This is a genomic window from Streptomyces sp. NPDC003023, from assembly GCF_042888225.1.
Taxonomy (GTDB): Bacteria; Actinomycetota; Actinomycetes; order Streptomycetales; family Streptomycetaceae; genus Streptomyces.
Genome location: NZ_JBIAPL010000004.1, coordinates 521,627 through 545,848 on the forward strand (window position 1 = coordinate 521,627; position 24,222 = coordinate 545,848).

General features: G+C 72.0%; 22 protein-coding genes and 1 pseudogene. 12 read left to right on the forward strand and 11 right to left on the reverse strand.

The annotated features are described in order from the left end of the window. Positions 1-13: 13 nt before the first annotated feature. From ACFYV1_RS17505 to ACFYV1_RS17515, 3 genes and pseudogenes are all read right to left on the reverse strand, one after another. A pseudogene (locus tag ACFYV1_RS17505) lies at positions 14-201 on the reverse strand (tyrosine-type recombinase/integrase); the annotation flags it as partial. 233 nt (positions 202-434) lie between these two features. Next, positions 435-1,082, reverse strand: coding sequence for a LuxR C-terminal-related transcriptional regulator (locus ACFYV1_RS17510; protein WP_389396336.1), 648 nt, complete (start codon positions 1,080-1,082; stop codon positions 435-437). Then, on the reverse strand, positions 1,067-2,284 hold the full coding sequence (locus ACFYV1_RS17515; RefSeq protein WP_389396337.1) for a sensor histidine kinase: 1,218 nt from the start codon (positions 2,282-2,284) through the stop codon (positions 1,067-1,069). Before ACFYV1_RS17515 ends, ACFYV1_RS17510 begins: the two co-directional genes overlap by 16 nt. A 154-nt stretch (positions 2,285-2,438) precedes the next feature. On the opposite strand from ACFYV1_RS17515, the gene ACFYV1_RS17520 reads away from it, so the two are divergent. Together ACFYV1_RS17520 and ACFYV1_RS17525 are read left to right on the forward strand one after the other, a co-directional pair. Next, positions 2,439-3,209: an ABC transporter ATP-binding protein gene (locus tag ACFYV1_RS17520; protein WP_389396338.1), complete on the forward strand. Its 771-nt coding sequence runs from the start codon at positions 2,439-2,441 to the stop codon at positions 3,207-3,209. 5 nt (positions 3,210-3,214) lie between these two features. Further along, the gene (locus ACFYV1_RS17525) at positions 3,215-5,614 is read left to right on the forward strand and encodes an ABC transporter permease (RefSeq protein WP_389396339.1); all 2,400 of its coding nucleotides are present in this window, start codon (positions 3,215-3,217) and stop codon (positions 5,612-5,614) included. 372 nt (positions 5,615-5,986) lie between these two features. Here ACFYV1_RS17525 and ACFYV1_RS17530 read toward each other — a convergent pair whose 3' ends face one another. Beyond that, positions 5,987-8,566 (reverse strand): polysaccharide lyase family 8 super-sandwich domain-containing protein, encoded by a 2,580-nt coding sequence (locus tag ACFYV1_RS17530; protein ID WP_389396340.1) that lies wholly within the window; start codon positions 8,564-8,566, stop codon positions 5,987-5,989. A gap of 142 nt (positions 8,567-8,708) precedes the next feature. On the opposite strand from ACFYV1_RS17530, the gene ACFYV1_RS17535 reads away from it, so the two are divergent. The 4 genes from ACFYV1_RS17535 to ACFYV1_RS17550 all read left to right on the forward strand — a co-directional run bounded on the left by ACFYV1_RS17535 (position 8,709) and on the right by ACFYV1_RS17550 (position 11,547). Further along, the gene (locus ACFYV1_RS17535) at positions 8,709-8,936 is read left to right on the forward strand and encodes a hypothetical protein (protein WP_389396341.1); all 228 of its coding nucleotides are present in this window, start codon (positions 8,709-8,711) and stop codon (positions 8,934-8,936) included. Between the two features lie 25 nt (positions 8,937-8,961). Further along, positions 8,962-9,576 carry a hypothetical protein gene (locus ACFYV1_RS17540; RefSeq protein WP_389396342.1) on the forward strand — a complete coding sequence of 205 codons (615 nt, stop codon included), beginning with the start codon at positions 8,962-8,964 and terminating at the stop codon, positions 9,574-9,576. A 117-nt stretch (positions 9,577-9,693) separates the two neighbouring features. Further along, complete coding sequence (locus tag ACFYV1_RS17545) at positions 9,694-10,203, forward strand: SigE family RNA polymerase sigma factor (RefSeq protein ID WP_389396343.1); 510 nt, start codon at positions 9,694-9,696, stop codon at positions 10,201-10,203. A 75-nt stretch (positions 10,204-10,278) separates the two neighbouring features. Then, positions 10,279-11,547: a hypothetical protein gene (locus ACFYV1_RS17550; RefSeq protein ID WP_389396344.1), complete on the forward strand. Its 1,269-nt coding sequence runs from the start codon at positions 10,279-10,281 to the stop codon at positions 11,545-11,547. A 109-nt stretch (positions 11,548-11,656) separates the two neighbouring features. On the opposite strand, the gene ACFYV1_RS17555 is transcribed toward ACFYV1_RS17550, so the two are convergent. Both ACFYV1_RS17555 and ACFYV1_RS17560 read right to left on the reverse strand, forming a co-directional pair. Next, positions 11,657-13,342, reverse strand: a complete 1,686-nt coding sequence (locus ACFYV1_RS17555) for a bifunctional 3'-5' exonuclease/DNA polymerase (RefSeq protein WP_389396345.1) — start codon at positions 13,340-13,342, stop codon at positions 11,657-11,659. 154 nt (positions 13,343-13,496) lie between these two features. Then, positions 13,497-14,057: a sugar O-acetyltransferase gene (locus ACFYV1_RS17560; protein ID WP_389396346.1), complete on the reverse strand. Its 561-nt coding sequence runs from the start codon at positions 14,055-14,057 to the stop codon at positions 13,497-13,499. 106 nt (positions 14,058-14,163) lie between these two features. On the opposite strand from ACFYV1_RS17560, the gene ACFYV1_RS17565 reads away from it, so the two are divergent. Continuing rightward, complete coding sequence (locus ACFYV1_RS17565; RefSeq protein WP_389396347.1) at positions 14,164-14,886, forward strand: lipoprotein; 723 nt, start codon at positions 14,164-14,166, stop codon at positions 14,884-14,886. Between the two features lie 91 nt (positions 14,887-14,977). Here ACFYV1_RS17565 and ACFYV1_RS17570 read toward each other — a convergent pair whose 3' ends face one another. Together ACFYV1_RS17570 and ACFYV1_RS17575 are read right to left on the reverse strand one after the other, a co-directional pair. Continuing rightward, complete coding sequence (locus ACFYV1_RS17570) at positions 14,978-17,134, reverse strand: FtsX-like permease family protein (protein ID WP_389396348.1); 2,157 nt, start codon at positions 17,132-17,134, stop codon at positions 14,978-14,980. Continuing rightward, positions 17,128-17,853, reverse strand: coding sequence for an ABC transporter ATP-binding protein (locus ACFYV1_RS17575; RefSeq protein WP_389396349.1), 726 nt, complete (start codon positions 17,851-17,853; stop codon positions 17,128-17,130). The genes ACFYV1_RS17570 and ACFYV1_RS17575 overlap by 7 nt, the downstream gene beginning before the upstream one ends. A 115-nt stretch (positions 17,854-17,968) precedes the next feature. On the opposite strand from ACFYV1_RS17575, the gene ACFYV1_RS17580 reads away from it, so the two are divergent. Beyond that, a complete protein-coding gene (locus ACFYV1_RS17580; protein WP_389396350.1) occupies positions 17,969-19,111 on the forward strand; it encodes a DUF2786 domain-containing protein in 1,143 nt (380 codons plus the stop codon). A 201-nt stretch (positions 19,112-19,312) separates the two neighbouring features. Beyond that, positions 19,313-21,523, forward strand: coding sequence for an FUSC family protein (locus tag ACFYV1_RS17585; protein WP_389396351.1), 2,211 nt, complete (start codon positions 19,313-19,315; stop codon positions 21,521-21,523). Positions 21,524-21,551: 28 nt separating this feature from the next. Here ACFYV1_RS17585 and ACFYV1_RS17590 read toward each other — a convergent pair whose 3' ends face one another. The 3 genes from ACFYV1_RS17590 to rpmB are packed head-to-tail and all read right to left on the reverse strand — an operon-like array spanning position 21,552 to position 22,611. Beyond that, positions 21,552-22,031 carry a hypothetical protein gene (locus ACFYV1_RS17590; protein WP_389396352.1) on the reverse strand — a complete coding sequence of 160 codons (480 nt, stop codon included), beginning with the start codon at positions 22,029-22,031 and terminating at the stop codon, positions 21,552-21,554. Between the two features lie 38 nt (positions 22,032-22,069). Continuing rightward, positions 22,070-22,375 (reverse strand): 30S ribosomal protein S14, encoded by a 306-nt coding sequence (gene rpsN / locus ACFYV1_RS17595; RefSeq protein WP_389396353.1) that lies wholly within the window; start codon positions 22,373-22,375, stop codon positions 22,070-22,072. Next, a complete protein-coding gene (gene rpmB, locus ACFYV1_RS17600; RefSeq protein ID WP_389396354.1) occupies positions 22,375-22,611 on the reverse strand; it encodes a 50S ribosomal protein L28 in 237 nt (78 codons plus the stop codon). Before rpmB ends, rpsN begins: the two co-directional genes overlap by 1 nt. Before the next feature lie 61 nt (positions 22,612-22,672). On the opposite strand from rpmB, the gene rpmG reads away from it, so the two are divergent. From rpmG to ACFYV1_RS17615, 3 genes are read left to right on the forward strand one after another with little or no spacing between them, the layout of a single operon-like run. Then, complete coding sequence (rpmG, locus tag ACFYV1_RS17605; RefSeq protein ID WP_389396355.1) at positions 22,673-22,837, forward strand: 50S ribosomal protein L33; 165 nt, start codon at positions 22,673-22,675, stop codon at positions 22,835-22,837. 3 nt (positions 22,838-22,840) lie between these two features. After that, positions 22,841-23,089, forward strand: coding sequence for a type B 50S ribosomal protein L31 (locus tag ACFYV1_RS17610; protein WP_389396356.1), 249 nt, complete (start codon positions 22,841-22,843; stop codon positions 23,087-23,089). Next, positions 23,086-24,222 carry a CobW family GTP-binding protein gene (locus tag ACFYV1_RS17615; protein ID WP_389396357.1) on the forward strand — a complete coding sequence of 379 codons (1,137 nt, stop codon included), beginning with the start codon at positions 23,086-23,088 and terminating at the stop codon, positions 24,220-24,222. The genes ACFYV1_RS17610 and ACFYV1_RS17615 overlap by 4 nt, the downstream gene beginning before the upstream one ends.

The window sequence follows — 24,222 nt, forward strand, 5'->3', positions numbered from 1 at the left end:
GGAGGACGCTCTAGCCGATGTCCCGCGTGATGCGGGTGTCGCTGTGCCCGAGCGTGTCCGACACGATCTTCACGTCGATGCCGACGGTGAGCATGAGCGTGGCCGCGCCGTGCCGGCGGTCGTGCAGCCGGAGCGGCGGGAGCCCGGAGGCGGCGACGAGGCGCTCGAAGATGTCGATCACTTCCCGGGATGGAGCCAGGAGACTGATCACCCCGGGACGTCTCGCCCAACGATCTCAGGGAGGGGCGTGTGTGTCGGCCGGTGCGGCGGTGGCGGGGGACGTTGCGCCGCGCCGTCACGCGCGCCGTCGCCGAGACCGAGGCGCTGCGCACCCGGCCGCACCCCCTGGCCCGGGCGTCCGCACACGGAACCCCGCCCACCCTCATCAGGGGGTGGGGCGGGGTTTTCCGTACGTACGTGACGGCGCGGGGCCCTCACGCCCGCAGATACGCCAGCACCGCAAGCACCCGCCGGTGCCCCTCGGCGCCCACCGGCAGGTCCAGCTTGTTGAAGATGTTGCCGATGTGCTTGTTCACGGCGGCCTCGCTGATGAAAAGCTGCTTGGCCAGGCTCGCGTTGGTGCGGCCCTCCGCGATCAGCGAGAGCACCTCGCGCTCACGGGAGCTGAGCCGTTCCAGGGGGTCCTGGCGCAGCTGGACCAGCTGCTGGATGACCTCCGGGTCCACTACCGTGCCGCCGGCGGCGACCCGCTCGATCGCGGAGGTGAAGTCCGCGAGCGCGCTGACGCGTTCCTTGAGCAGATAGCCGACTCCGGCGCCGCCGCCCGAGTCCAGCAGACGCAGCGCGTACGAGCGTTCCACGTACTGGCTGAGCACGAGCACGGGCAGTCCGGGGAACTCGGCGCGCAGTCCGACCGAGGCGCGCAGTCCGTCGTCGCCGAGCGAGGGCGGCATCCGTACGTCGGTGACGATGAGGTCGGGCCGGTCGGCGCGGACCGCCTCGACCAGGGCGTCGGCATCGCCGACGGCCGCCACCACTTCGTGGCCGACCCGTTCGAGGAGGCCGATTAGGCCTTCGCGCAACAGCACGGCGTCCTCGGCGACGATCAGACGAAGCGACACGGCACCTCCACGTGCACCAGGGTGGGGCCACCCACCGGGCTCGACACCCGCATTCGGCCGTCGAGGGCGGTGACACGGTCCGCGAGACCGGTCACGCCGCTGCCCGCGGGGTCGAGTCCGCCCCGGCCGTCGTCCAGGATGTCGAGGACGAACAGGTCGGAATGGTAACGGCCGTGGACCTCGGCGCTCTTGGCACCGCTGTGTTTGGCGATGTTCGTCATGGCCTCGTTGATCAGGTAGTACATCGTCGTCTCCAGCTTCCTGGGCAGCCGCTCGGGCAGCTTCAGGTCCACGGTCACCGGGATCGGGAAGCGGCCGGCGTAGTCCTCGATGGCCGCGACGAGGCCGTGGTCGGCGAGGACTGGCGGATTCAGGCCGCGGACCAGTGCCCGCAACTCGGCGTGGGCGGTGGAGAGCTGGCTTTCCGCCTGGTTGAGCAGCTCGTCCTGCACGGAGCCCTCCTCGACCTCCAGGCGCATCATGGCGAGCGTCATGCCCAGGGATACGAGGCGCTGTTGGGCGCCGTCGTGCAGATCGCGCTCGATCCGGACCCGCTCGGCGTCGAAGGAGTCGAGCAGCCGCGCCTGCGAGGCACGCACTTCCCGTAGCTCCTTGCCCAGCTCCCGGTCCCGCGGCGCGAGGAACGTGCGGGCCATGGCCGCGCGTGCCCCCGCCCACGAGGTCACCGTGTAGGGCGAGGAGAGCAGCACGATCACGCCAAACACCGTCCACGGCCAGGTGTCGGCGGAGGTCGCGGCGATCATCGTGGCCGGCAGCCCGAAGGAGAAGCTGAGCACCAGGAGGTCGAGCCACCACAGCGCCGCGGCCGAGAGCAGCGTGAACACCAGCTCCCGCCAAGTCGCCTGCTCCTTGAGCCGGGTGGCGACCCAGCCGCGCAGACCCGGCGCATCCGGTCTGCGGTGCGGATTGGTCAGCCGGTCGAGGTCCACCAGCGCCAGCCGCCGGCGCTCCACCGTGGCCACCACCGTGGACGCGAGCACCAGACCGACCAGCGGTGCCACACCGATCAGTACGACGAGCAGGATCACGCCCACCGCCAGGCCGACCGCGAAGACGAGGACAGCCGCCGCGCCGACCAGTACACCGCCGCTCAGATACGCGAGGGAACGCCAGGGCCAGCTGGAGGTCAGAAAGCTCAGCGGACGCTGAGCCATGGCCTGCCAGGCCGTTGTGGGTTGCATGCGATCAACGTACCCATGCGGCTCTTCGGGATCTCCGTGGTATCCGGGAGAGTACGAGGGGACACCCTGGGCGCCGCGAAGGTAGAGCTGGCTCTACCCCAGGAGTAGAGAGCAGGTCAGTGCCCCGGACACCCCCGCACGGTGAAATCGATGCATGACGACGACGAGCCACATCGCCCCCACACAGGACGCGGTCGAACTCCACAGCCTCCGCAAGGTGCACGGCACCGGCGGCCGCAAGGTCACCGCTCTGGACGGCGTCTCCCTCGGCTTCCCGCGCGGCACCTTCACCGCGATCATGGGCCCCTCCGGTTCCGGCAAGTCCACCCTGCTGCAGTGCGCGGCAGGCCTCGAGCAGCCCTCCGAAGGCCGGATCATCCTGGCCGGCGTGGACATCGGACAGCAGAGCGAGAAGGAGCGTACCGAACTGCGCCGCAGGCACATCGGATTCGTGTTCCAGGCCTTCAACCTGGTCGAGTCCCTGACCGCCGCGCAGAACGTGGAGCTCCCGTCCCGCTTCGCCGGCACCAAGGCCAGCCGCGAGCAGGTCGAGCAGGCGCTCGCCTCCGTCGGACTCGCCGAGCGCGCCGGACACCGTCCCAGTGAGCTCTCCGGCGGCCAGCAGCAGCGCGTCGCCCTCGCCCGCGCCCTCGTCACCCGCCCCGACGTCCTCTTCGCGGACGAGCCCACCGGCGCCCTGGACACCGTCACCTCGCGCGAGGTGCTGCGGATGATGCGGATGCTCGTCGACCAAGAGGGCCAGACCACCCTGATGGTCACCCACGACCCCGTGGCCGCGGCCTACGCCGACGTCGTCATCTTCCTCAAGGACGGCCGGATCGCCGACCGTATCCCGCTCGACCGTGCGGCCGGTGTGAACAACGCCGCCTCGATCGCCACCCACATGGCCCAGCTGGAGGCCTGAGAGACATGCTGATCCTCGCGAACGTCCGTGAACGCTGGTCGGGGTTCCTCGGCGCCTTCGTCGCCGTCCTCGTCGGCGTCGCCCTGATCACCACCACCCTGGTCATCTACGACTCCGCCAAGGCCAAGGTCCAGCCCCGCTACGAGGCCGCCGTGGCCCTCGCTCTGCCGCCGCAGGCCGTCGACGCCGACGGCAGCCCCGAGGACCGGATGCCCTGGAGCAAGTCCGAGGCCGAGCCGCTCGTCTCCGGTCTGCAGAAGGTCCCCGGCGTCGCCGACGCGGTCGTGGACCGCTCCTTCTACGCCCAGGCGATCAAGGACGGCAAGCCCGTCACCGACGAGGGCGCCCTGGAATCCGGGCACGGCTTCTCCAGCGCGCGGATGGCACCCTACGAACTGGTCGCAGGCCGGGCTCCAGCCGCTGCGGACGAGGTCGTGGTCGACCGCGCGCTCGGTGCGGCCGTGGGCAGCGTACTGACCGTCAACATCACGAAGGGCCGCGAGTATTTCGAGGTCGTCGGCACCGTGGACGGCCCCGGCTACTACTTCAGCGAGGAGTTCGCCGCCCAGCAGCAGCCCGGCGTCTCCAACATCGCCCTGATCCCCGAGAAGGGCGCCGACACCGGCGCGATCGCCGCCGCCGCGAAGAAGATCGTCGGTGCCCGGAGCAGCGTCGTCACCGGTGACGGACGGGCCGAACTGCAGCCCGCGCACATCGAGCACAAGCGCTTCCTCGGGGTCCAGCTGATCAGCGCCATGGCATTCCTGGGCCTGTTCACCACGGTCTTCGTGGTGGCCTCCATGCTGGTCCTGTCCACCGGGATGCGCCGCCGCGAGATCGGTCTCCTGCGCACCATCGGCGCCTCGCCGAAGCAGATCCGGCGCATGATCCTCGGTGAGGCCGCCGTGGTCGGCCTGGCCGGCTCGATCGTCGGCTGCGTCGCCGGTGTCGCCGCCTCCCCGATGCTGCTTTTGATCCTCAAGGACTTGGACGTCACCCCGCCCGGCATGGAGGTCTCCGTCGCCGCCTGGCCGCTGCTCGTGGCCTCCGTGATCGGTATCGGCGTCAGCGTTACCGGCGCCTGGACCGCGGGCCGCAAGGCCGCCAAGGTCGCCCCGATCGAGGCGCTGCTCGACAGCCGCTCGGCCAACAAGGGCATGGGGCGCGGCCGTTGGATCGCCGGTCTGTCCGTCCTCGGCCTCGGTGGCGTGCTCGCCATCGGCACCGCCACTTCCACCGCCGACAGCCGCATCAACATGGCGATCTGCGCCACCATGACGCTGATCGTCGCGGCGGCCCTGCTGGCTCCCGTCTTCGTCGCACCCGTCGGCCGGGTCCTGACCGCCCCGTTTCAGCGCGGCGGCAAGGCCGCCCCGGTCCTGGTCCGGGCCGAGATGGTCGCCAACCCGCGCCGTGCCGCCTCCCTGGTGGCCCCGGTGATCGCCGCCGTCGGCTTCGCGGTGCTGCTCAGCGGCATGGTCGAGACGATGCGGGTGGCCTACCCGGCCGGTGAGGCACTGAAGGTCGCCGGCCAGACGATCGTCACGCCGGACGGCACCCCGGGCAACACCGACGAGGTCGTCGCAGTCAACCCGGTCGGCAAGGCGGCCCTGCCGACCCGCGCCTTCGTCGTGACCGAGCAGGCGCGGGACGCCGAGACCGGTGCGGCCCGTGTCCTGGACGTCCTGGGCAGCCGGAACCCGAAGTGGGCCAAGGAGGGCCAGGCCGTCCTCGGCGAGAAGACGGCCGGCGAGCTGGGCCTGAAGCAGGGCCAGGAGGTCCCGGTGCGGTTCGCGGACGGCGCCACCGTCACGCTCACCGTCGCCGAGGTGCTGCCCGACGACCCGGCCCGAGGTGACTTCGTGGTCGCCCGTGACCTGGTCCGCGCTCACGACCCGGCCGCGCTCACCGACGACATCTTCGTCCCGGCCGACGCCAAGGCCTCGGCCGCGGTCCCCGGGGTGGCGCTGCACGACGCCCTGGAGTTCGCCCTCGCCGACTACAACACCGACGCCGAGCTCACCGACTCGCTCGCCATGATGCTGATCGTCATCGCTGTCGGCTACAGCGTGATCGCCGTCGCCAACTCGATGGCCATGGCGGCCCACGGCCGGCGCCGCGACTTCGCGGTGATGAAGTCGGCCGGCGGCACCGTTCGCCAGCTCCTGTTCACCTCGGCCGGCGAGACCACCCTGGTCATCGTGATCGGCGCCGCCCTCGGTGTCCTGGTCACGCTGCCCCCGCTGGCCGGGATGGCGGCCGGACTCTCCGAGGCCACCTCCTCGGACGTGGGCCTGCACCTGAACTCCGGCGCCATCGTCACGGCCGTCATCGGCACCCTGGCGGCGGCGGTACTCGCGGGGATCGCGGTCACGTCGAAGACGCTCAAGCGGCGGGCGGCGTAAGGCGAAAGGAAGGCGAGCGGCAGAAGGAAGACACAGAAGCAAGGCACACAGGCAAGGCGCATACGGAGGAACTGGCACAGGAAGGAACGCCTCCGCGAAGGCGGACGGACACCAAGGCGGCTGCCCCGGGAACTCCCGGGGCAGCCGCCTTTGCGTGGCCACCCTTTATAGAGCCCGGATAGCACCGCTGGCTGTGCTGGTCGGCGCAAGCGCGATGGAAGGCGAAGAGAGTGACCGGCAGGCGCTGGACGCGGACTTGTCGCCCCGCGCGGCCCTCTGGGTGGGGCGGTGGGTTGGCGCTCGTCCGGGCTTCGCTGTTTCTCTCGCCTCGGCGGACCATGCGCGAGCTGCCCCGCTGACAGCACTGGCGGCCTACCGCAGCGTCGCCGTGAAGCTGCGGCCGTAGGTGTGGCGGGTCGTGATGTCGAGGCGGGTGCCGCCGGGGACGCGGCGGGTCTCGATGCCGTCGTCGGCGGCGAGCGGCCGCAGGGTGCGGCCGTAAATGGTCACCGAGACGGTGTCGCGTCTCGTCGTCGGGTCGGACACCGCGATCGACACGGTGTTGTCGGCGGTCCGGCGGAGCAGCACGGATGCCGGACCGTCGATGGCGAGGCGCTCCGCGTGGTGCGTGCCAGGGGTGAACGTGTTGGCGGCGACGATGCCGAGGCGGGTGTGCGCGATCGCCTGGAGGCGGGGGGTGTTGGCCAGGACGGAGAGCGGGCCGTGGGCGTAGCGGGCCAGTTGAGCCGCCGAGGCGTTCGGGACGATGGCGTGGGCCATGGCCACGGGCCGGGCGTCGGCTGCCTGGTCGTAGGAGAGCGTGAAGACCTGTTTGGTGACGGCGGTGTCCGGGTTGGACAGGCGGACGACGCGTCGGCTGCGGGTGACCGTGCCGAGTGTCACGGTCGGCCTGGGTCCGGACAGGAAGACGTAACCGACGGCGTTTCCCTGGTCCGCGTCGGCGTAGCGCAGCCAGGCGAGCGGGGCGGTGCCCGTGTTCTGCCAGGGCGTGCCGTCGTGGAGTTCGCCGGTGAGGGCGACGGCAGCGGTGGGCGCGGCGATACGGGTGTCGACGGTGGTCGTCACCGCCCGGTCCGCCTGGCCGCTCACACCGGCGGTGAGTACGGCGATCTCGTCGTCGAACATGAACCACGACTTCGTGGCGCGGGCGCCCTGGTAGGCGACGAAGTCGTCGGGGAGTTCGCCCGCCTGCTGTGCCGCGTACGCGGCGTCGTCGGACAGGACGAGGCCGGTCGCGCCGTACGGGCCGAGGCAGGCGCCGCCGGAGTACGCACCGGTGCCGCGCGGGAAGTAGACGTAGGTGTTCTGCGACTCCGAGGACGAGGTGAAACCGCGGCCGGGGTTGTCGTACCAGAGGGTGCCGTAGAGCTCGGGTACGGTCCGGCGGGTCTCCACGGGGGCGGTGACGCCGGCCAGGCGGTACGGGGAGACGGCGGTGAAGTAGTCGACGCCGTACGCCTGTCGCTGGTCCTGGCCGGAGAGATAGAGGTAGTGGGCGCCGTCGCCCTGGAACCACGGCGTCAGGTTCTCGCCGCTCATGTACTCGTACTTGCTGATGCGGTCCGAGCTGCGGGCCAGCGCGAACGCGTAGCCGGGCCGCCGGTGGACGGTTCTGTCCATCGCGTTGAACGCCGTGTGCGAGGCGGCGGGGCCGAGATTCCGGGCGGGCGCCCGGGAGTTCAGGACGTCGGTGTAGCGGGCGATGCTGACGGGGGAGACGAATGAGGTGGGGTCGAGACCGGCTTTCGAGGTCTGCCTGACGTACTTCACGTAGCCCTCGAGGGCTTCCCTGTCGCCGGCCGCGGTGTACGCGGAGAGGTCGACGACAGCCTCCACGACGGCGGCGACGTCCGCGTACCCGGTGCCGGTGCGGGATACGGCGCGGCCCTTGACGATCTCCATCATCCAGCCTTCGAAGATCAGCGGGGCGAAGCCGTCGGCCACCCATCCCTGCACGACGCCGACGAGGCTGCCGGCGGGCACGTAGGCCGTACCGTCGAGGATCTTGACGGTCTGGACGATGCGTGTGAGCAGGCCCTTGCCGTAGGAGCCGGTGTAGGCGACTGATGCGTGCTGGACGAAGGAACCGTCCGCGTAGAAACCGTCCGTGACGCCGTGCCGCAGGTCGTAGGGGTCGATCCGGGAGAAGACGGTGAGCTGGTCGGCGACGGCCTTCCGGATGCGGGGGTCGTCGCCGAGGACGGCTCCCTGGAGGATCCGGTTCGTCGTGATGTCGGCGAGGTTCGCGCCGGTGTGGAAGCGCGAGTCCAGGTCGACGTCGCCGTTCTTGCCGTTGCGGAGGTAGGCGTCCATGGAGGCCGCGTAGGTCGCGGTGAGGCCGGGCCGATATGCCGCGAGTTCGTCCCGGAGCAGTACCAGGGTCCTGGTCACATGCGCGGGGATTCCGATCTCCCAGTGGAACCAGTTGCCGTAGTAGCCCTTCGTCTGGTCGCCGTAGTACTTGTCGTGGAGGTGCGCCAGACCGTCGATCACCCTTCGCCGTACCGCCTGGTTGTCGCGCAGGCCGGAGGAGGTGGTGCCGGGCACACAGGTGGCCAGGGCGATCTCGTAGAGGTACTGGAACGACCGGCTCAGGTTGGGGTCGCTGGTGCCGAGCGGCACACCCTTGAAGAGCTCGTCCGCCCCGGCGCCGTCCATCGCGGCGAGGTGCGCCCGTGCCGCCGAGTCGATGGACGAGAGCTTCCGCCCGGTCTCGGGGCGGGCGTTGGACTCGTCCGTTCCCGCGAAGACCGCGACGGTGTTGCGGAGCAGCGCGGCATGGTCGTCGGCCGCTGCCGTCGCCGCCCCGGCCGGGTGGTCGGAGAGGGCCGGACCGGACCGGGGTGCGGCCTGACTCCGCAGCGGTTGTGCCACGGCAAGCAGCGTTGCCGCGGGGAGCACGGACAGCACGGAACGACGCGAGAACTCCACCTGAACGCTCCAAGATTCGGCCGGAAAGCGCTTGCCACTAGAGAAACAAGGGGGCATCGCGGTGTCAACGGGCCGGTCACCGGCATCGCCCGTGCGGCCTCAGGGGTGGCCGTGGGCACGGTCCGCGGAGCACGCTGGAGGCATGGCCGGCAACCCGCCGATCGTCGTGCACCGGATCTCCGCCTCCGGTGGCCGGCGCGTGACCGTACGCGGACGGATCATGGGGCTCGCGCACTCGGACGACGATGTGCTGGAGTTCGTCGAAGAGGCAGGCATCACGGGTACCGGGGATCTCCTCTCCGATCCGACCCTGGTGGAGTGGGCCGGTGGCCGGCCGCACCGGTACCGGCCGCTGGAGTTGCTGCCCTGAACGCGGCAGGCAGAGGGGGAACTCGGTGGGCTTCAACAACTTCGCGCGCAAGGTCCGCGACACGTCGCTTCCCCACGGGCACAGGTACGTGTCCCTGCGCTCGTGCGTGCAGCTGTACCGGCCGATCGGATTCCACGCCACCGTCGGGTATCTGGAGGCGAAGGCCGGGCCGTTCCGCAGGGACGAGACCGCTCTGCTGCGGGCCCTGGAGGTGATCGAGACCAGTCGGGCGCTGTGGCAGGCGGACGTACGTTCCTACGCGGCCTCCCGGGCCGAGGCCAAACGGCTCGGAATGCGGACTCCGCGCCCGGCGGACCCCAACCCGCTGGTACCCGCGTACTGGTACGGCGCTCGGCGGGAGGCCGCTTTGTGCGCGCTCGAGCACTGGCGGCGCGGGCCCGGAAGGGGCGAGTACGCGTACGGCGATTCGGAACGGCGGTTCCTCGACCGGCTGGCCGCGGTGGGGATCGAGACCGGGGGTGACCTGGGAGCGGACGGACGCCGGGCTCTGGCCGCGTGCGTCGAGGCGCTGGAGGAGCATCTGCGCAAGCCCGTACGAGGCGGCGACACGCTCACGCGGATGCGCCTGCGCGAACTCCTCTTCGTCGCGCGTCTGCTGCGGTCCGCGGATTCCGGCTGAGCCCTCGGCTGCCGGCGGGGTTCCTTCCGGAAGTCGGTTGAAACATTACGAGGGTGCCATCGCGTCAATGAGGTGAAGGGGTCGCCGGCGCACTATCGGGGGAGAGTGAGGAACGGGATGAGAGCGTCCCGCACGGAGGAGTACAGGGAGTTCGCGGCCAACCGCGCCGCGCACCTCTACCGCTCCGCGTGCCTCCTGACCAGTGGGGACACCCACCTCGCAGAGGACCTGGTGCAGGAGACGCTCGGCCGGATGTACGTGCTGTGGGGGCGTGTCTCCCGGCTCGACAACCCGGCGGGATACGCACAGACCGTGCTTGTCCGCTCGTTCCTCACCCACAAGCGCCGGCGCTCCGCCTCCGAGCGCCCTGTCGGGGAGTTGCCCGATTCCGCCCCGCTCCCCGGGGACGATCCCGAGCTGCGCCTCGCTCTGCTGGGAGCGCTCGGGCGGCTCTCGGCGAAGGACCGGGCAGTGGTGGTGCTGCGGTACTGGGAGGACCGAAGCATCGAGGAGACCGCCGACGCGATGAACGTCAGCTCGGCCGCCGTGCGCACCAGAGCCGTGCGGGCGCTCGCGAAGCTCCGCGAACAACTGGGCGGGAGCCTCGTCGAGTTCGCCGCTCGCTAGAACACGGCTCCGCCGCGTTCGGCGGGCCCCACGTACTTCCATTCCGTGTGTTGCGACCAGAGAGTGTGGTTCCCCATGCCTTTCGAGGACGAGCTCGGCGACGCCCTGCGTCGCACCGGAGACACCTTCCAGCCGTTCGACAGACCAGGCCTCGTGGACGGCGGCGTGACCCGCGGCCGCCGCCGGCTGGCCCGGCGGCGGGCTGCCGCGGTGACCGGCAGCGTGCTGGCGCTGTCCGTGGTGGGGGTGGCCGGTGGGTACGCGACGGGCACCCTCGGGTCGGACGGGAGCCCGGCACCGGTCGCGGCACCTGCCGAGCCGACCGCGCCGAGCGTCGCGGAGAAGGGCGCGGGGAAGGGCACGGAGGAAGACACGGTCACCAGGGAGCAGATGATCAAAACCTTCAAGGATCTGCTGCCGGAGGGGCGGACCACCCGCGCGGACGGCCGCGGCATCACCCAGGATCCGCGAGGGGTGCCGATCGGCCCCTACGCCTCCGCCGTGTTCGACGACGGCAAAGGCGCTGCGGCGATCAGCCTCAATGTGAGTGTCGTCGACCCGGCAGGCCAAAGCGCCGCGCAGTTCGTCGAGTGCCCCTCGCAGGCACTGGTGCAGCACGACGCGTGCAGCACAAAGACGCTGTCCGACGGCTCCAGGTACATGCTGTTCCAGGGCTACGAGTACCCGGACCGGCGCGTGGACACCAAGGTGTGGCGGGCCACCGTGATCACCGCAGAGGGCGTGATGGTCGACGCGAGCGAGTGGAACGCGCCCGCGGAGAAGGACGCCGAGATCAGCCGGCCGACCCCGCCCCTGACCGCGGCGCAGATGCAGTCACTGGTCACGGACGGGGCGTGGCGTTCCATCGGCGCGCAGTTGGGCAAGTACCGCGAGGAGGCCCCCGAACCCGACTCCGAGCCGGGTGCCGCGGTGGACGACGTCCTCACTTCTCTGCTTCCCAAGGACCTGAAGGTCGTCGACCGGCAGGGCGAACCCGGTTACGGGTTCGTCGTCGCCGACGACGGCAAGGGCGCAAGCTTCATCCAGGTGAACGCGCAGCGCGGTATGGGCGACGTGATGCAGGGTGCCACCGGCGACGTCACCACGCTGCCGGACGGCACCAAGGTCATGGTGCGGAAGGAGGCCGACCCCGACCAGAAGGGCGGCGAGGGAACCATCGGCTGGACGGTGGACACCGTGCGTCCCGACGGCTTCCGGGTCGTGATGATGGCCTTCAACGCGCCGGGGCAGGGTCAGGACGCCAGCAGGGCGGAGCCGGTGCTGACCATCGAGCAGATGAAGACCATCGCCCTCGACGCGAAGTGGCACAGCGCGACCGGGTGAGCGCCGGCGGTCGGCGGCCCGACCGACCATGCCGCCGACCGCCGACCGCCGACCGCCGACCGCCCACCACAGGGTGCACGGCTTACGGCGCGGGGTCGTGCAGCGTGCCTCACTTGGCGTCGGAGTAGCGCTCCACGACCGCGATCGTGAACGGGAACCGCACCGGCGTCTCCCCGAAGGCGATCCGCCCGGCCAGCTCACCGGCCGAGCGGATCGCCTCCGCGACGTCCCCGGCCTCCTCGGCGGGGCAGTGCACGATCACCTCGTCGTGCTGGAAGAACACCAGCTCCGCGCGCATCCCGGCAGTCGCCTGCCGCAGCGCCGCAAGCATCAGCAGCGCCCAGTCCGCGGCGCTGCCCTGCACCACGAAGTTCCGGGTGAAATGGCCGCGGGCCCTGGCGTCGGTCGAGGCGTAGCCGGGTGTGAACCCGCCGTCGACGGTGACCGCTTCGGCCGTTTCCTGAGGGATTCCCGCCTCGTCGTCGTCGCCCGCCCCGGCGGCCCTCGGGCTGGTGCGCCCCAGCCAGGTCCGTACGAGCCGGCCCTCCTCGCCGGCCTTCGCCGCGTCGTCCACGTAGGCGACGGCACGGGGGAACCGGCGGCGCAGGGCGGCCAGGTTCTTCAACCCGTCGCCGGACGTCTGGCCGTAGACGGCGCCGAGCAGCGCGATCTTGGCGTGGTCGCGGTCGCCGGAGAAGGCCCGGTCGGACAGCGCGGTGTAGAGGTCGCCGTCGTGACCCGCGACTTCCATCAGGCCGTGGTCCCGTGAGATCGCGGCGAGTACGCGCGGCTCCATCTGGTCGGCGTCGGCGACGACGAGCCGCCAGCCCTCGTCCGCCACCACCGCGCGCCGGATCACCTTCGGAATCTGCAGCGCCCCGCCGCCGTTGGTCGTCCAGCGCCCGGAGACGGCCCCGCCGGGCAGGTATTCGGGGCGGAACCGGCCGTCGCGCACCCAGTCCTGCAGCCAGCTCCAGCCGTGCGCCGTCCAGATCCGGTACAGCTTTTTGTACTGGATCAGCGGATCCACAGCCGGATGGTCGATCCCCGCCAGCTCCCAGCGCCGTGTCGACCGCACCCTGATCCCGGCCTGTGCGAAAGCCTTCACCACGTCCGCGGGCAGGTCGGGCCGCACACGCCGGCCGAAGGCCGCGGACACCTCGTCCGCGAGTTCCGCGAGGTGCCGCGGCTCACCGCCGCCCGCGTACCGCTCGCCGAGCAGCTCGTGCAGCACCTCACGGTGCACCTCGGCCCGCCAGGGGAGCCCGGCCCGGTTCATCTCGGCGGCGACCAGCATGCCGGCGGACTCGGCAGCCGTGAGCAGCCGCATCCGGCCCGGGTGCTCAGCGACCTCGTGTCTTCGCTGCTGCTCGGCGTACACGTCCAGCAGCGCCTCCAACGGCACGGCGACCGGCTGCGGCTCGAACAGGGAGGACTGCGAACCGGGCTCCGCCGCGAGGGCGGGAGGGTCCGACGGCACAGGAGCGTTGCGCAGCCGCGCCCAGGCGGCCGCCGCCGAACGGGGCTCGCCGAGCCGTCCCTCGTGGCCGAGCAGGAGGAGCTCGGCGGCCTCGATGTCGTAGCAGCGCTCGACGCGGACGCCGGCCGCGAGCAGCCGTGGATAGACCTGGACGGTGGACCGCCACACCCACCGGCCCACTTCGGGCCGGGAGCGGACCGCCTCGACCAGGTCGGGCTCTTCGACGACGGGCCCGGCGGGCAGACCGTCGGGGCCGAGGGGGACGAGCCGAGCTCCTTCCCCGTCAGCCGCTGTCAGAGCCCATCGTTCGCCCACGGGTTCGAGTGTGGCAGCAGGGTCGGACATCGGGTCGCCCGACGCGACCGTGCGACTTGCGATCCGGGCGAGCCTGACAAACCTGACAAACCTGATGAGGCTGACGAGCCTGACGGGCTTGCTGAGCCCGCCGCGCTCACCGCACCCGCTGGGCTCACCGTGTGAGGTCGCGGACCACGCGGGCCGGGTTGCCGACGGCGAGGACCCCGGCCGGCAGGTCCCTCGTGACCACCGCGCCGGCGCCGACGACGGTGTTCGCCCCGATCGTGACGCCGGGGCAGACGATCACGCCGCCACCGAGCCAGACGTTGTCGCCGATCGTGATCGGGAGCGCCTTCTCCCACCCCGCGCGGCGGCGCTCCGTGTCCAGTTCGTGGGCGGGGGTGAGGAGTTGGACGTTGGGGCCGATCTGTACGTCGGAGCCGATCGTGATGGGGGCCGCGTCCAGGAAGACCGCGTTGAAGTTGACGAACGTACGGTCGCCGATGCTGATGTGGTACCCGTAGTCGCACTGGAACGGCGGTCGGATGCGTACGCCTTCGCCGGTCGGCCCGAGCAGTTCACCGAGGATCGCCGCTCTGTCGGCGGGAGTGGCACCCCCGTTCGCGTTGTACGCGGCACAGAGGTCGAAGCGCCGCCGGGTCTCCGCGCCGAGTTCCTCGTCGTCCGGCAGGTACCACTCGCCCGCCAGCATCCGATCCTTGTTCTCGCCCATTTCACGGGTCCTTCCTCGTCGCGCGGTCTCCATAGAATCGATCCCGCAACGCCGCCGACAACGTTGGCGGTTCGATGAACAGGGTGGGGATCGTACGGTGCGGAGAATGACGCGGGGGCGCGTGCGTGGCGCGGCTCTGGGGGTGCTGGCGGCGGCGCTGACCGTGGGGGCGGTCACGGGCTGTTCGTCGGAGAGCGACCCCGCGAGCAGCGCTGGGGGATCGGCGAACGAGAGGCAGGAGAAGCAGGAGAAGCAGGAGAAGCAGGAGAATCCGGGGGATCGGGGGGATCGGGGGAAGGACGGCAAGGGGGACGGTGCGGCAGACCAGCCGGCGAAGGGCCGCTCGGTCGGTGCGGCCGGCTCGCCGTGCTCCATGCCGATCACCTTCGACCTGGCGGCGGACTGGAAACCGGAGGCCGTGGAGAGCGCCCCGGACGACGAGTTCGCCGCGCTTCTCGAGCAGGGTCCCGTCACCCTCGTGTGCGAGATCGACGCGAAGCCCGCAGGCAACATCGGCTTCATGCGGGTGTGGGTCGGTGCGGACGCGGGCGACGACACCCGCGAGGCGCTGGAGGCGTTCGTCGCGGACGGGGCGCGGAACCGCGAGCAGGAGGCGTACACGCAGATCGAGGCGGGGAAGTTCGCCGCCACGGAGGTGACGTACGTCAACACCGACGAGATCCTCGACGAGCCCAAGAAGGAGCGTGCCTTCGCGGTGGCCACACCGCGGGGTGTGGTGATCGTCGATCTCGGCGGGCTCGACTCCGAGGAGCACGAGCAGATGCTTCCGGCGTACGAACTGGCGAGGAAGACACTGCGGAGCTCGTAGGGAGTGCCGGTGCCCGGCGCCCGGCGGTGACCCGCCGGGCGCCTTCGCGTTTCGTGCGCCAAGGGCACCTTCCCGTACGTGCGCCGGGGCCTCACCGGGTCCGCGGGCAGCTGACCAGCGCCGCGAGTACGGCGACCACGGCGCACACACCGAGGGCGGCGCCGGCCGTTCCCCACGGCACCGTGATCGTCACGGGTGCCGAGAGGGCGGCGAGCGCGGCCCCCAGTCCCGCCAGGTTCACCACCGTGACGGCGGCTCCCAGCACCGCGCCCACGGCCACTGCGAGCAGCGACTCACCCGCGACCACCCGCAGCACCTGGCCGCGGGTCGCTCCCGCGAGGCGCAGGGACGCCAGTTCGCAGGACCGGGCGGAGCCGGCCATCAGCAGCGTTCCTCCGAGAGCGATCGTCGTGTAGACGAGGGCGATCCCGAGGACGACGAGCAGCCCGAGGCGGGTCTGCGGGCCCGTACGGGCATGGGTGGCCGCGGCCCATTCGGTCACGCCGAGGACCGTTCCGCCCGAGGTGCGCCGCAGTTCGGCGGCCAGAGCGGACAGGAGCGGAGGGGTGGTGCCGTCCCCGGCCCGTACGTCGATCCTGTCGATCGGGGCGGTGGGCGCGTTGGCGGCCGTGACGAACGCACCGTTTCCGCCGGCCCCCGTGGCCAGCACGGCGGCGACGCGGAGCCTCGCGGGACGGCCGTCGCCGAGCCACACGTCGATGTCGTCGCCGACGTCGCGGTGGCGCCACTCCTCGGTGACGACGATGGACCGGTCGTCGAGGTCCCGCAGATCGCCCGCCGCGACGGGCAGCCGAGCCAGTTCCGAGAAGGCGGCGGGGTCGGTCACCGCCCGCGCCTCGAAGCCGACGAGTGCGGTGCCCTCCTCGCGTACGAAGACGACGGTGGCCGCGGACGGGGACACGGTCGCGTCGCGCAGGCCGGGCGCGGCGGGGGTGCCGCGCCCCGACGGCACACGCAACCGGTCGCCGCTCACCACCAGTTGAGCAGCGGTCTGCTCGCGTGCCTCGGCCGCCCGCGCCGCCGCCACGGACTCGGCGGACCCGATCAGGGACCCGGCGAGCGCGACCGTGACGAGCACGGGCGCGGCGACGGCGGCCGTGCGGCGCACGGAGGCGGCGGTGTTCTCGCGCACCAGCATCCCCGTCGCCCCCGGGAGACGCAGCAGCCTCGCGGTGCGCCGTACGAACAGCGGGGCCAGCAGGGCGACGGCGGTGATCAGAATCATCGGCCGGGTCACGTACGACTTACGCTTGAGCAGGTGGGCCGGGTCCGTGGCGACCCCCCAGGCCAGCAATGCGGCACCGGCCGTCGCGAGGACGATTCCCGCCAGCAGCCTGCCGTGCGGCAGCACGCTCGTGTCGACGTCCGCCTCGCGCAGGGACTCGGCGGGACCGATGCGTCCGGCCCGGCGGGAGGCCGCCCACACTCCCGCGAGCGTTACCACGAGTCCCGTCCAGAACGCCGTATGAAAGGGCCAGGTCACGTCCTCCCGGATCGCGAACCACTCGGGAGCCAACCCTCCTTCGACCAGGGCCCGGGCGAGCAGCGGCGCACCCCGGGCACCCAGCGCGCAGCCGACTGCGGAGGCGAGGAGGCCGACGACCAGCGATTCGGTCAGCAGCAGCCGGCGGATCTGGCCGGGCGTCGCTCCAGCGGTCCGCAGCAGACCGAACTCGCGCCGCCGCAGGGCCACCGCGAAGGCGAATGTCGAGGAGACGACGAAGACGGAGACGAAGGCGGACACCCCGCCGGCCGTGCCGAGCACCGAGTTGACGGCGACGAGGGCCTGCGCGTCGCGATCCGGTTCGGGGTCGGCCAGACGGCGGTCGTCCCCGGTGAGAACCCGGGCTTTCGCGCCCACCAGTTCTCGCACCGCGGCGACGGGGGCGTCGACGCCGACCGCGTCAGGGCCGCCGCTGAGCACCACGGGACCGAGTTCCCGCAGTTCGTCCACCAGTCCGCCGTCCACAGGGTGTGGATGGGCCAGCGGTTTGGACACCTCGCTCGTCCTGGGCCCGCGCCGCACCTCCACGGTGAGTCTGTTCTGTCCCATGACGACCACCGGCGACGACGCGAACCGTTCCGGCGGGCGTCGCGGCGCGTCTAGCGTGGAGGCGAGGCCGAGGCCCATGGCCGTGAGCAGACCGACCCCGAGCGCGAGTGCGACGAAACTCGCGACGAAGGTGGCCCAGCGGGTCCGCAGCGCGGCGAAGGCGACGGTCAGCACGGTACGGCCTCCAGACCCGCGAGACGCGTCGCGACCTGCTCGGCCGTGGGCGCGGCGAGGTCGTCGCCGACTCGCCCGTCGACCAGGAGGACGACCCGGTCGGCGAAGGACGCGGCCACCGGATCGTGGGTGACCATCACGATCGTCTGCCCCTCCCCGTCCACCAGCCCTCTGAGAAGCCGGAGCACCTCCCGACCGGTGACGGTGTCGAGTGCTCCTGTCGGTTCGTCGGCGAACAGCACGGCCGGCCGCGTGATCAGGGCACGGGCCAGCGCCACCCGCTGCTGCTGCCCTCCTGACAACTGGCCCGGGCGGTGACCCGCCCGCCCCTCGAGACCGACCCGGGCGAGCGCCTCGCGCACACCGGCATGCGACGGCCGCCGTCCGGCCAGCCGCAGTGGCAGCCCGACGTTCTGGGCGGCGGTCAGTGACGGGATCAGGTTGTACGCCTGGAACACGAACCCGATACGGTCCCGCCGCAACAGCGTCAGCCGTCGTTCGCTCAGCCCGCCGAGCGGCACTCCGTCGATCTCCACGGCCCCCGACGTGGGCCTGTCGAGCCCGGCGGCGCACTGGAGCAGCGTGGACTTGCCGGACCCGGAGGGCCCCATGACGGCGGTGAAGGTACCGGAGGTGAAGTCGAGGTCGACGCCGTCGAGGGCGATGACGTCCCGGTGCACGCGGCGGAGCGCGGTGAGCCGTACGGCTGTTGTGGTCATGACTCCAGGCTTTCGTCGGCGGAGGCTGTGATCACGACCACTGGAGGGTGTTTCCGGGGTATGGCCTGCCCCACCCCGCAGGACCGCCGGAGGCGCCCGTGGGACCATCCGAGGTATGAGAACGGTCGAGAAGGCGCTGGCAGCGGCGCTGTACGCGGAGGGCGACGACGCGCTCGACACCGGCGCGTCCCTGCTCGCCGCCGACCCCTCCGCCGACGAGGAGCTCCGCCTGCGCGGCGAGCAGTTCGTACGGCGGGCCTGGGAGCGCGGCTGGCAGCCGGCGGATGTCCTGCGGCTGGTCCGCCGCGACCTCGACGAGGCGCACGAAGGGCTGGCCGCCGATCTGATCGCGGCGGAGACGCGGCGGTACGGCTCGCGTCTGGCACCCCGTTTCCAGGCGCAGCTCGTGGACCTGGGCGACCTGCAGCCGCCGAGGTCGGACCGCTTCTCCCACGCCACCGCCCTGCTGGAGCTGTTCCGTCTGCTCGCCCGCCTCCCCGCGATCGAACCGGTCGGGCCGGTTCCGGGAGAGCCCCTGGCCGCGATACCGGCGTCGCCGTTCGAGCCGCGGATGCTCGGCCGTATCCGCGCGCTGCTGGCGAAGGCGGAGGCCACCGGCTTTCCGGAGGAGGCGGAGGCGCTCACGGCCAAGGCGCAGGAACTGATGGCACGCCACAGCATCGACGAGGCCCTGCTCGCGGCCCGCACGCACAGCCCGGACGTCCCGTCGGCATGCCGCATCGGTGTGGACGCGCCGTACGAGACGGCGAAGGCGGTGCTGCTCGACGCGGTGGCCGGCGCGAACCGGTGCCGCGCGGTGTGGAACAGCTCCTTCGCCTTCTCCACCGTCGTCGGCTTCGAGAGCGACCTCGAGTCGGTCGAACTGCTCCACACCTCACTGCTCGTCCAGGGGGCGACGGCGCTGGCCAAGGCGGAGTCCGCACAGCGCGCGGGCGGGCGCCGGCGTACGAAGACCTTCCGGCAGTCGTTCTGGACCGCGTACGCGAGCCGCCTCGGCGAACACCTGGCCGCGGTGGCCGACGAGGTGGTCACCGCGGATCTGCTCCCGGTCCTGGCCTCGCGCGACGTGGCGGTGACCTCCCACACCGACCGGATGTTCCCGCAGACGACGACCACCCGCGTCCGCGGCGCCACGGACCTCGACGGCTGGCAGGACGGCCGCGCCGCGGCGGACCGGGCGGAGCGGCGGGGGCCCGCGCCGTCGGCCGGCGATGTCGAGCGGCGGCCACGGCGGTAGCGGCGGAGGGGCGGGCGGACCACGCCGCTCGGTACCACGCCGCTCGGCACCGCGCCCTCGGCACCGCGCCCTCGGCACCGCGCCCTCGGCGCCGAGGCGTCAGGAGGCCGTTCCGGGCGGCCCCGACCTGTCACGGGCCGTTCCGCACGATTCCGCGTCGCCCATCGGTGAATTGTCCGTAAAGGCCGTTACGCTCGGCTCATGAGCTGGCTCCGGGCGCTGAGGGAGACCGCCCGTTCGGGTCTGAAGATCGAACGGCAGCGGCTGGAGCCTCTGGTGGCGCTCCGTGGCGCCGCCGGGCTCGCGCTCGTCGTCGGTGCCGCCCTCGCACTCTTCGGTCCGGCCGTCGCGGTGAGTTCCGCCTTCGGTGCCTTCCAGGCGGCGATCGCCACCTTCCAGCGAAGCTGGCGGCCGCGACCCGTCCTGGCGCTCGTCTCGGGTGCCACGCTCGCGCTGTCCACCTTCCTCGGCTATGTCACCGGTGCCCATGTCGTCCTGTTCGTCGCGCTGTTGACGCTGTGGACGTTCCTCGGCGGCCTCGCCTGGGCCGTGGGCCCGACCGTCGGCATCATGGCCTCCTCCAACATCGCCATCATGCTGGTGACCGTCACCCTGCCCACCTCGGTCGCCGCCGCGGCGGTCCACGCCGCGATGATCGCCGTCGGCGGCATCGTGCAGGCCCTCCTCGTCGTGATCTTTCCGGTACGCCGCTGGGGTGCGCAGCGGGACGCGCTCGCCGACGCGCTCGCCGCGGAGGCCGACTACGCGCGCAGGCTGCGCCACGACCCGACCGCGTCCTTCGACCCGGCGCCGCTGATGCACGCCCGCAGCGCCGCGGCCGTCACCCCGCGGGAGGCCAGGCGCAGGCCGGCCGAACTGCACGGCACCCGAGGGGTCGCCGAACGCATCAGGCCCGTGCTCGCCTCCCTCGCGGATCCGGCGGTCGGTGTACCCGCCGAGGGACCGGCTCGCGAACGGGTGCGTGAACTCCTCGACGCGGCGGGCACCGTGCTCGACGCCGCCGCGCGTGCCGTACGGCACGGGGCAGAAGGGGTACGGGTGTCGCCGGCCGCGGCCGCCGCGCTGCGGACGCCCGACACCGGAGCCGTCCTCACCGGGCCGCCCCGCCGGGCGGCCCTCCGGCTGACCGCGCTGCTCGACGACGTCCGGGACACGGCACGCGGAGCCGGCACGGCCGAGTCCGACCACCGCACACGGCTCGGGCTGCTGCGACTGGTCCCCGATGCGGTGCGTGCCGTGCGGCGCGAACTGCGCCCCGGATCCCCCGTCCTGCGGCACGCCAACCGCTCCTCGGTGGTGGTGGCCGCCGGCTATCTCCTGGGCACCCTGCTCCCGTTCGGCCACGGCTACTGGGCGCCCCTGACGGCGGTCATGGTCATGCGGCCCGACTTCTCGCAGACGTACGGCCGTTCCGTCGCCCGGCTGTGCGGCACCCTCGTCGGTGTGGGCGCGGCGACCGCGGTGGTGCAGGCCGCCCACCCCGGCACCTACGTCAGCGCGGGCATCGCCGTCCTGTGCGCCTTCGGCATGTATCTGGTGATGCGCACCGGTTACGCCGCGGCCAGCGTCTTCATCTCTGCCTATGTGGTCTTCCTGCTCGGCACAGGCGGCGAGGACTGGGCCCAGACCGTGCCCCAGCGGGTGCTGCTGACGCTTCTCGGCGGATTGCTCGCGATGCTCGCGTACGCGGTGTATCCCGCTTGGGAGACCCCGCGTCTGCACCACCGTCTCGCGGACTGGCTGCTCGCCAACGGCCGTTACGCCGCAGCCGTCCTCGACCGCTACGCCGACCCCGCCGGACCCGACCGCGAGGACCCCGACCACTTCGACGCCTCCGCCCACCGACCCGACGCCTCCGCCGACCACCCCGACGCCTCCGCCGACCACCCCGACGCCTTCGCGGATCGCACCGGTGCCGAGGACGTCCGCCGGGCGTTGCTCACCTCGCGCGACACCCGTATCGCCTGGCGGGAGGCGCTGAACAAGGCGCGGTACGAACCGGTGCGTGCCCGGGTGCTGTCCCGTGCGACGGCGGAGGACGCGGGCCGGGCGCTCGCCCAGGCCGGCAGGGTGGCCATGCTCATCGAGGCGCATCTGCCCGAGTACGGCGCGGGCCGTGACGCCGAGCCGGTGCCGGCCGCCGCCGCGCTGGCCGAAGTGCTGCGCCACGCCACCGAGGAGGCCGTCCAGGAGGTGCGGGAGCACCGGGTGCCCGACTGGGGCCCGGTCCACGAGGTGGTGGACCGGTGGGGCACGAAGGAGGCGGCCGACGCGGTGCTGCGGGGCGGCGCCGTCCAGCTTCTGGCCGCCCTGGACGCCCTGGCCGATGCCCTCGCCGCGGGCCGGGGCGACGACGGGCCGCGGACCCCTGAGGGATCCGCGGCCCGGTGATGTGTGCGGCAGGACCCGGCCGGTGCCGTCAGGGAACCTGGAACTCGGTGGGCAGACCGGTCGGCAGGCCGTCGGGCAGTTCGCCGTCCTCGCTCTTCTTGAGCGTGTCCTTCTTGCCGGCGTCCCAGGAGATGACCAGCGTCGTACCGTCGTTGGACTCGATCGAGCCCATCGTGCGGTCGGTGTTCCCGTCCGCGCACTTCAGCGACAGCATCTGCTTGCCCATGTCCTGGACCTCACCGGTGCAGGCGTGGCCGTCGGCGACGAGGGCGGCGTTGCCGCCCGTGACGGAGAGCGCGACCGGCTTGCCCTCGCTCGTACCGGTCCAGGTGCCTTCGATGTCGCGGCTCCTGCCCTCGCCGCCGGTGTCGCCGCCGGTCTCCGCGGGTGAGGCGGAGGCCTTGGCGTCCTTGCCGGCGTCGTCGCTCTCACCGCTGCCGCATCCGGTGAGTGCGAGGGCGGCGAAGAAACCCGCCGCGACGGCCGCTGTACGTACGAGCTTGGGCATTGCTCGATCCCCCTGTTCGGTGGCAAGACGGCGCCAAGCTACCAGGAGGACTTGCGCACTCCGGGGAGAAGGCCGGCGTGGGCCTGCTCACGCAACCGGACCCTGGACAGGCCGAACTTCCGCAGGTGGCCGCGGGGTCGGCCGTCCACTCCGTCCCTGTTGCGCACGCGCGTGGCGCTCGCGTCACGCGGCTGACGTCGCAACTCCGCCTGAGCGGAGCGCCGGTCGGCCTCGCTCGTGCCCGGCCTGCGGATGATCTCCTTCAACTCCGCCCGCCGTGCGGCGTAGCGCTCCACGACCGCTTTGCGGTGCTCGTTGCGTGCGACCTTGCTCTTCTTCGCCATCAGATCTTCACTCCCCGGGCGCGGATGCGGGCCACGGCGGCCTCGATGCCGATCACGTCGATGGTCTTGACCGCCCGGGCGCTGAGCGTGAGACGGACGTGGCGGCCCTCGCCGGGGAGCCAGTACCGCTTGTGCTGGATGTTGGGGTCGAAGCGGCGGGACGTGCGCCGGTGCGAGTGGGAGATCCGATTGCCGAAGCCGGGCGCGGCCCCGGTGAGCATGCAGTGCGCTGACATGGTGATGCACCTCTCGTGGACGGGTTTGGTAATGGAAATCATTTCCATTTATTGTAGCGGCATGGCTCGCAACGACATCCGCCTGGTCATCAAGCTCCGCTCCACCGCGGGCACCGGCTACACCTACGTCACCCGCAAGAACCGCCGTAACGATCCCGACCGGCTGACCCTGCGCAAGTACGACCCGGTCGCCGGGCGCCACGTCGACTTCCGAGAGGAGCGCTGAACGATGAAGCCCGGAATCCACCCCCGCTACGCCCCCGTCGTGTTCCGCGACAAGACCGCCGGGTTCGCCTTCCTCACCCGGTCGACCGCCACCAGCGAGAAGACGATCGACTGGGAGGACGGCAACTCCTACCCGGTCATCGACGTGGAGATCTCGTCCGCGAGCCACCCCTTCTACACAGGGACGGCACGCGTGCTCGACACCGCCGGACGCGTCGAGCGCTTCGAGCGGCGTTACGGGAGCCGACGGTGACGCTGGCCGTCGCGCTCGTCGGCGGACTGCACGCCGACGCCCGCCGGGCCACCGTGGAGCGACTGCTCTCCGCGGTGGCAGGCAGCGTCGCCCTGCATCACGACCTGTCGACCGCCGAACACGGCACCGTCGTCCGGACCGTCCGCGACGCCCACGGTGTCCGCGACACCGGCGACACACCCCTGGTCAACGACTGCGCCTGCTGCGCACTGCGCGAGGACCTGGTCCCCGAACTGGCGCGGCTCGCGGAGGAAGGCGGGACCCGTCTCGCGATCGTGGAGCTCTGGGACTCGGTCGAACCCAAGGCCATGGCAGAGGTGGTCGCCGCGCACGGCGGTGAACACCTCGCGGTGACCTCGGTGATGACGGCCGTCGACCCGGCGCTGCTGCTGCCCTACCTCGGCAACGGCGACGACCTCTCGGAGGCGGGCCTCGCCGCGGCCCCTTCCGATCAGCGCACGATCGCGGACACCTGGGCACGCCAGCTGGAGTACGCCCCGGTCCTCGCCGTCGTCGACGACGGCGAGGCCGACGAGGAGGACCGTGCGCTGCTGACGCAGTTGCACCCGACCGCCCACCGGATCCCCGTGGACAGCGACGAGCTGGTCGCCGCGGCCGTCGCCGGCTTCGACGTGGAGGCCGCCGCGGCCGCGCAGCACCCGGCCTGCGCGCTGCTCCCGCAGGAGGCGGACGACTGCGGCGTCGGCACCTATGTGTGGCACCGCAGCCGGCCCTTCCATCCCGAGCGGCTCTACCAGGCACTGGAGGACCTGACCTGCGCCGCCGCTCGCAGCCGCGGCAGGTTCTGGCTGGCCGACCGGCCGGACACCCTGCTGGCCTGGGACGCGGCCGGGGGAGCGCTCTGTGTGGAGAGCGCTGGTCCCTGGCTCGCGTCGCTGCCGGACGCCGCGTGGGAGATGGTCCCGCCGGTGCGCCGTGCCGCCGCCGCGCTGGACTGGCACCCGGAGCACGGGGACTGCTGCCAGCACCTGGTGTTCACCTCGCCGGGCCTCGACCGCGAGGGCCTGGAACAGCTCCTCGAGTCGTGCCTGTTGACCGATGCCGAGTACGCCGCCGGCCGTGAGGCCTGGAAGCGCCTGCCACCCGCCTTCGACTCCCTCCTGGAGGTCTGA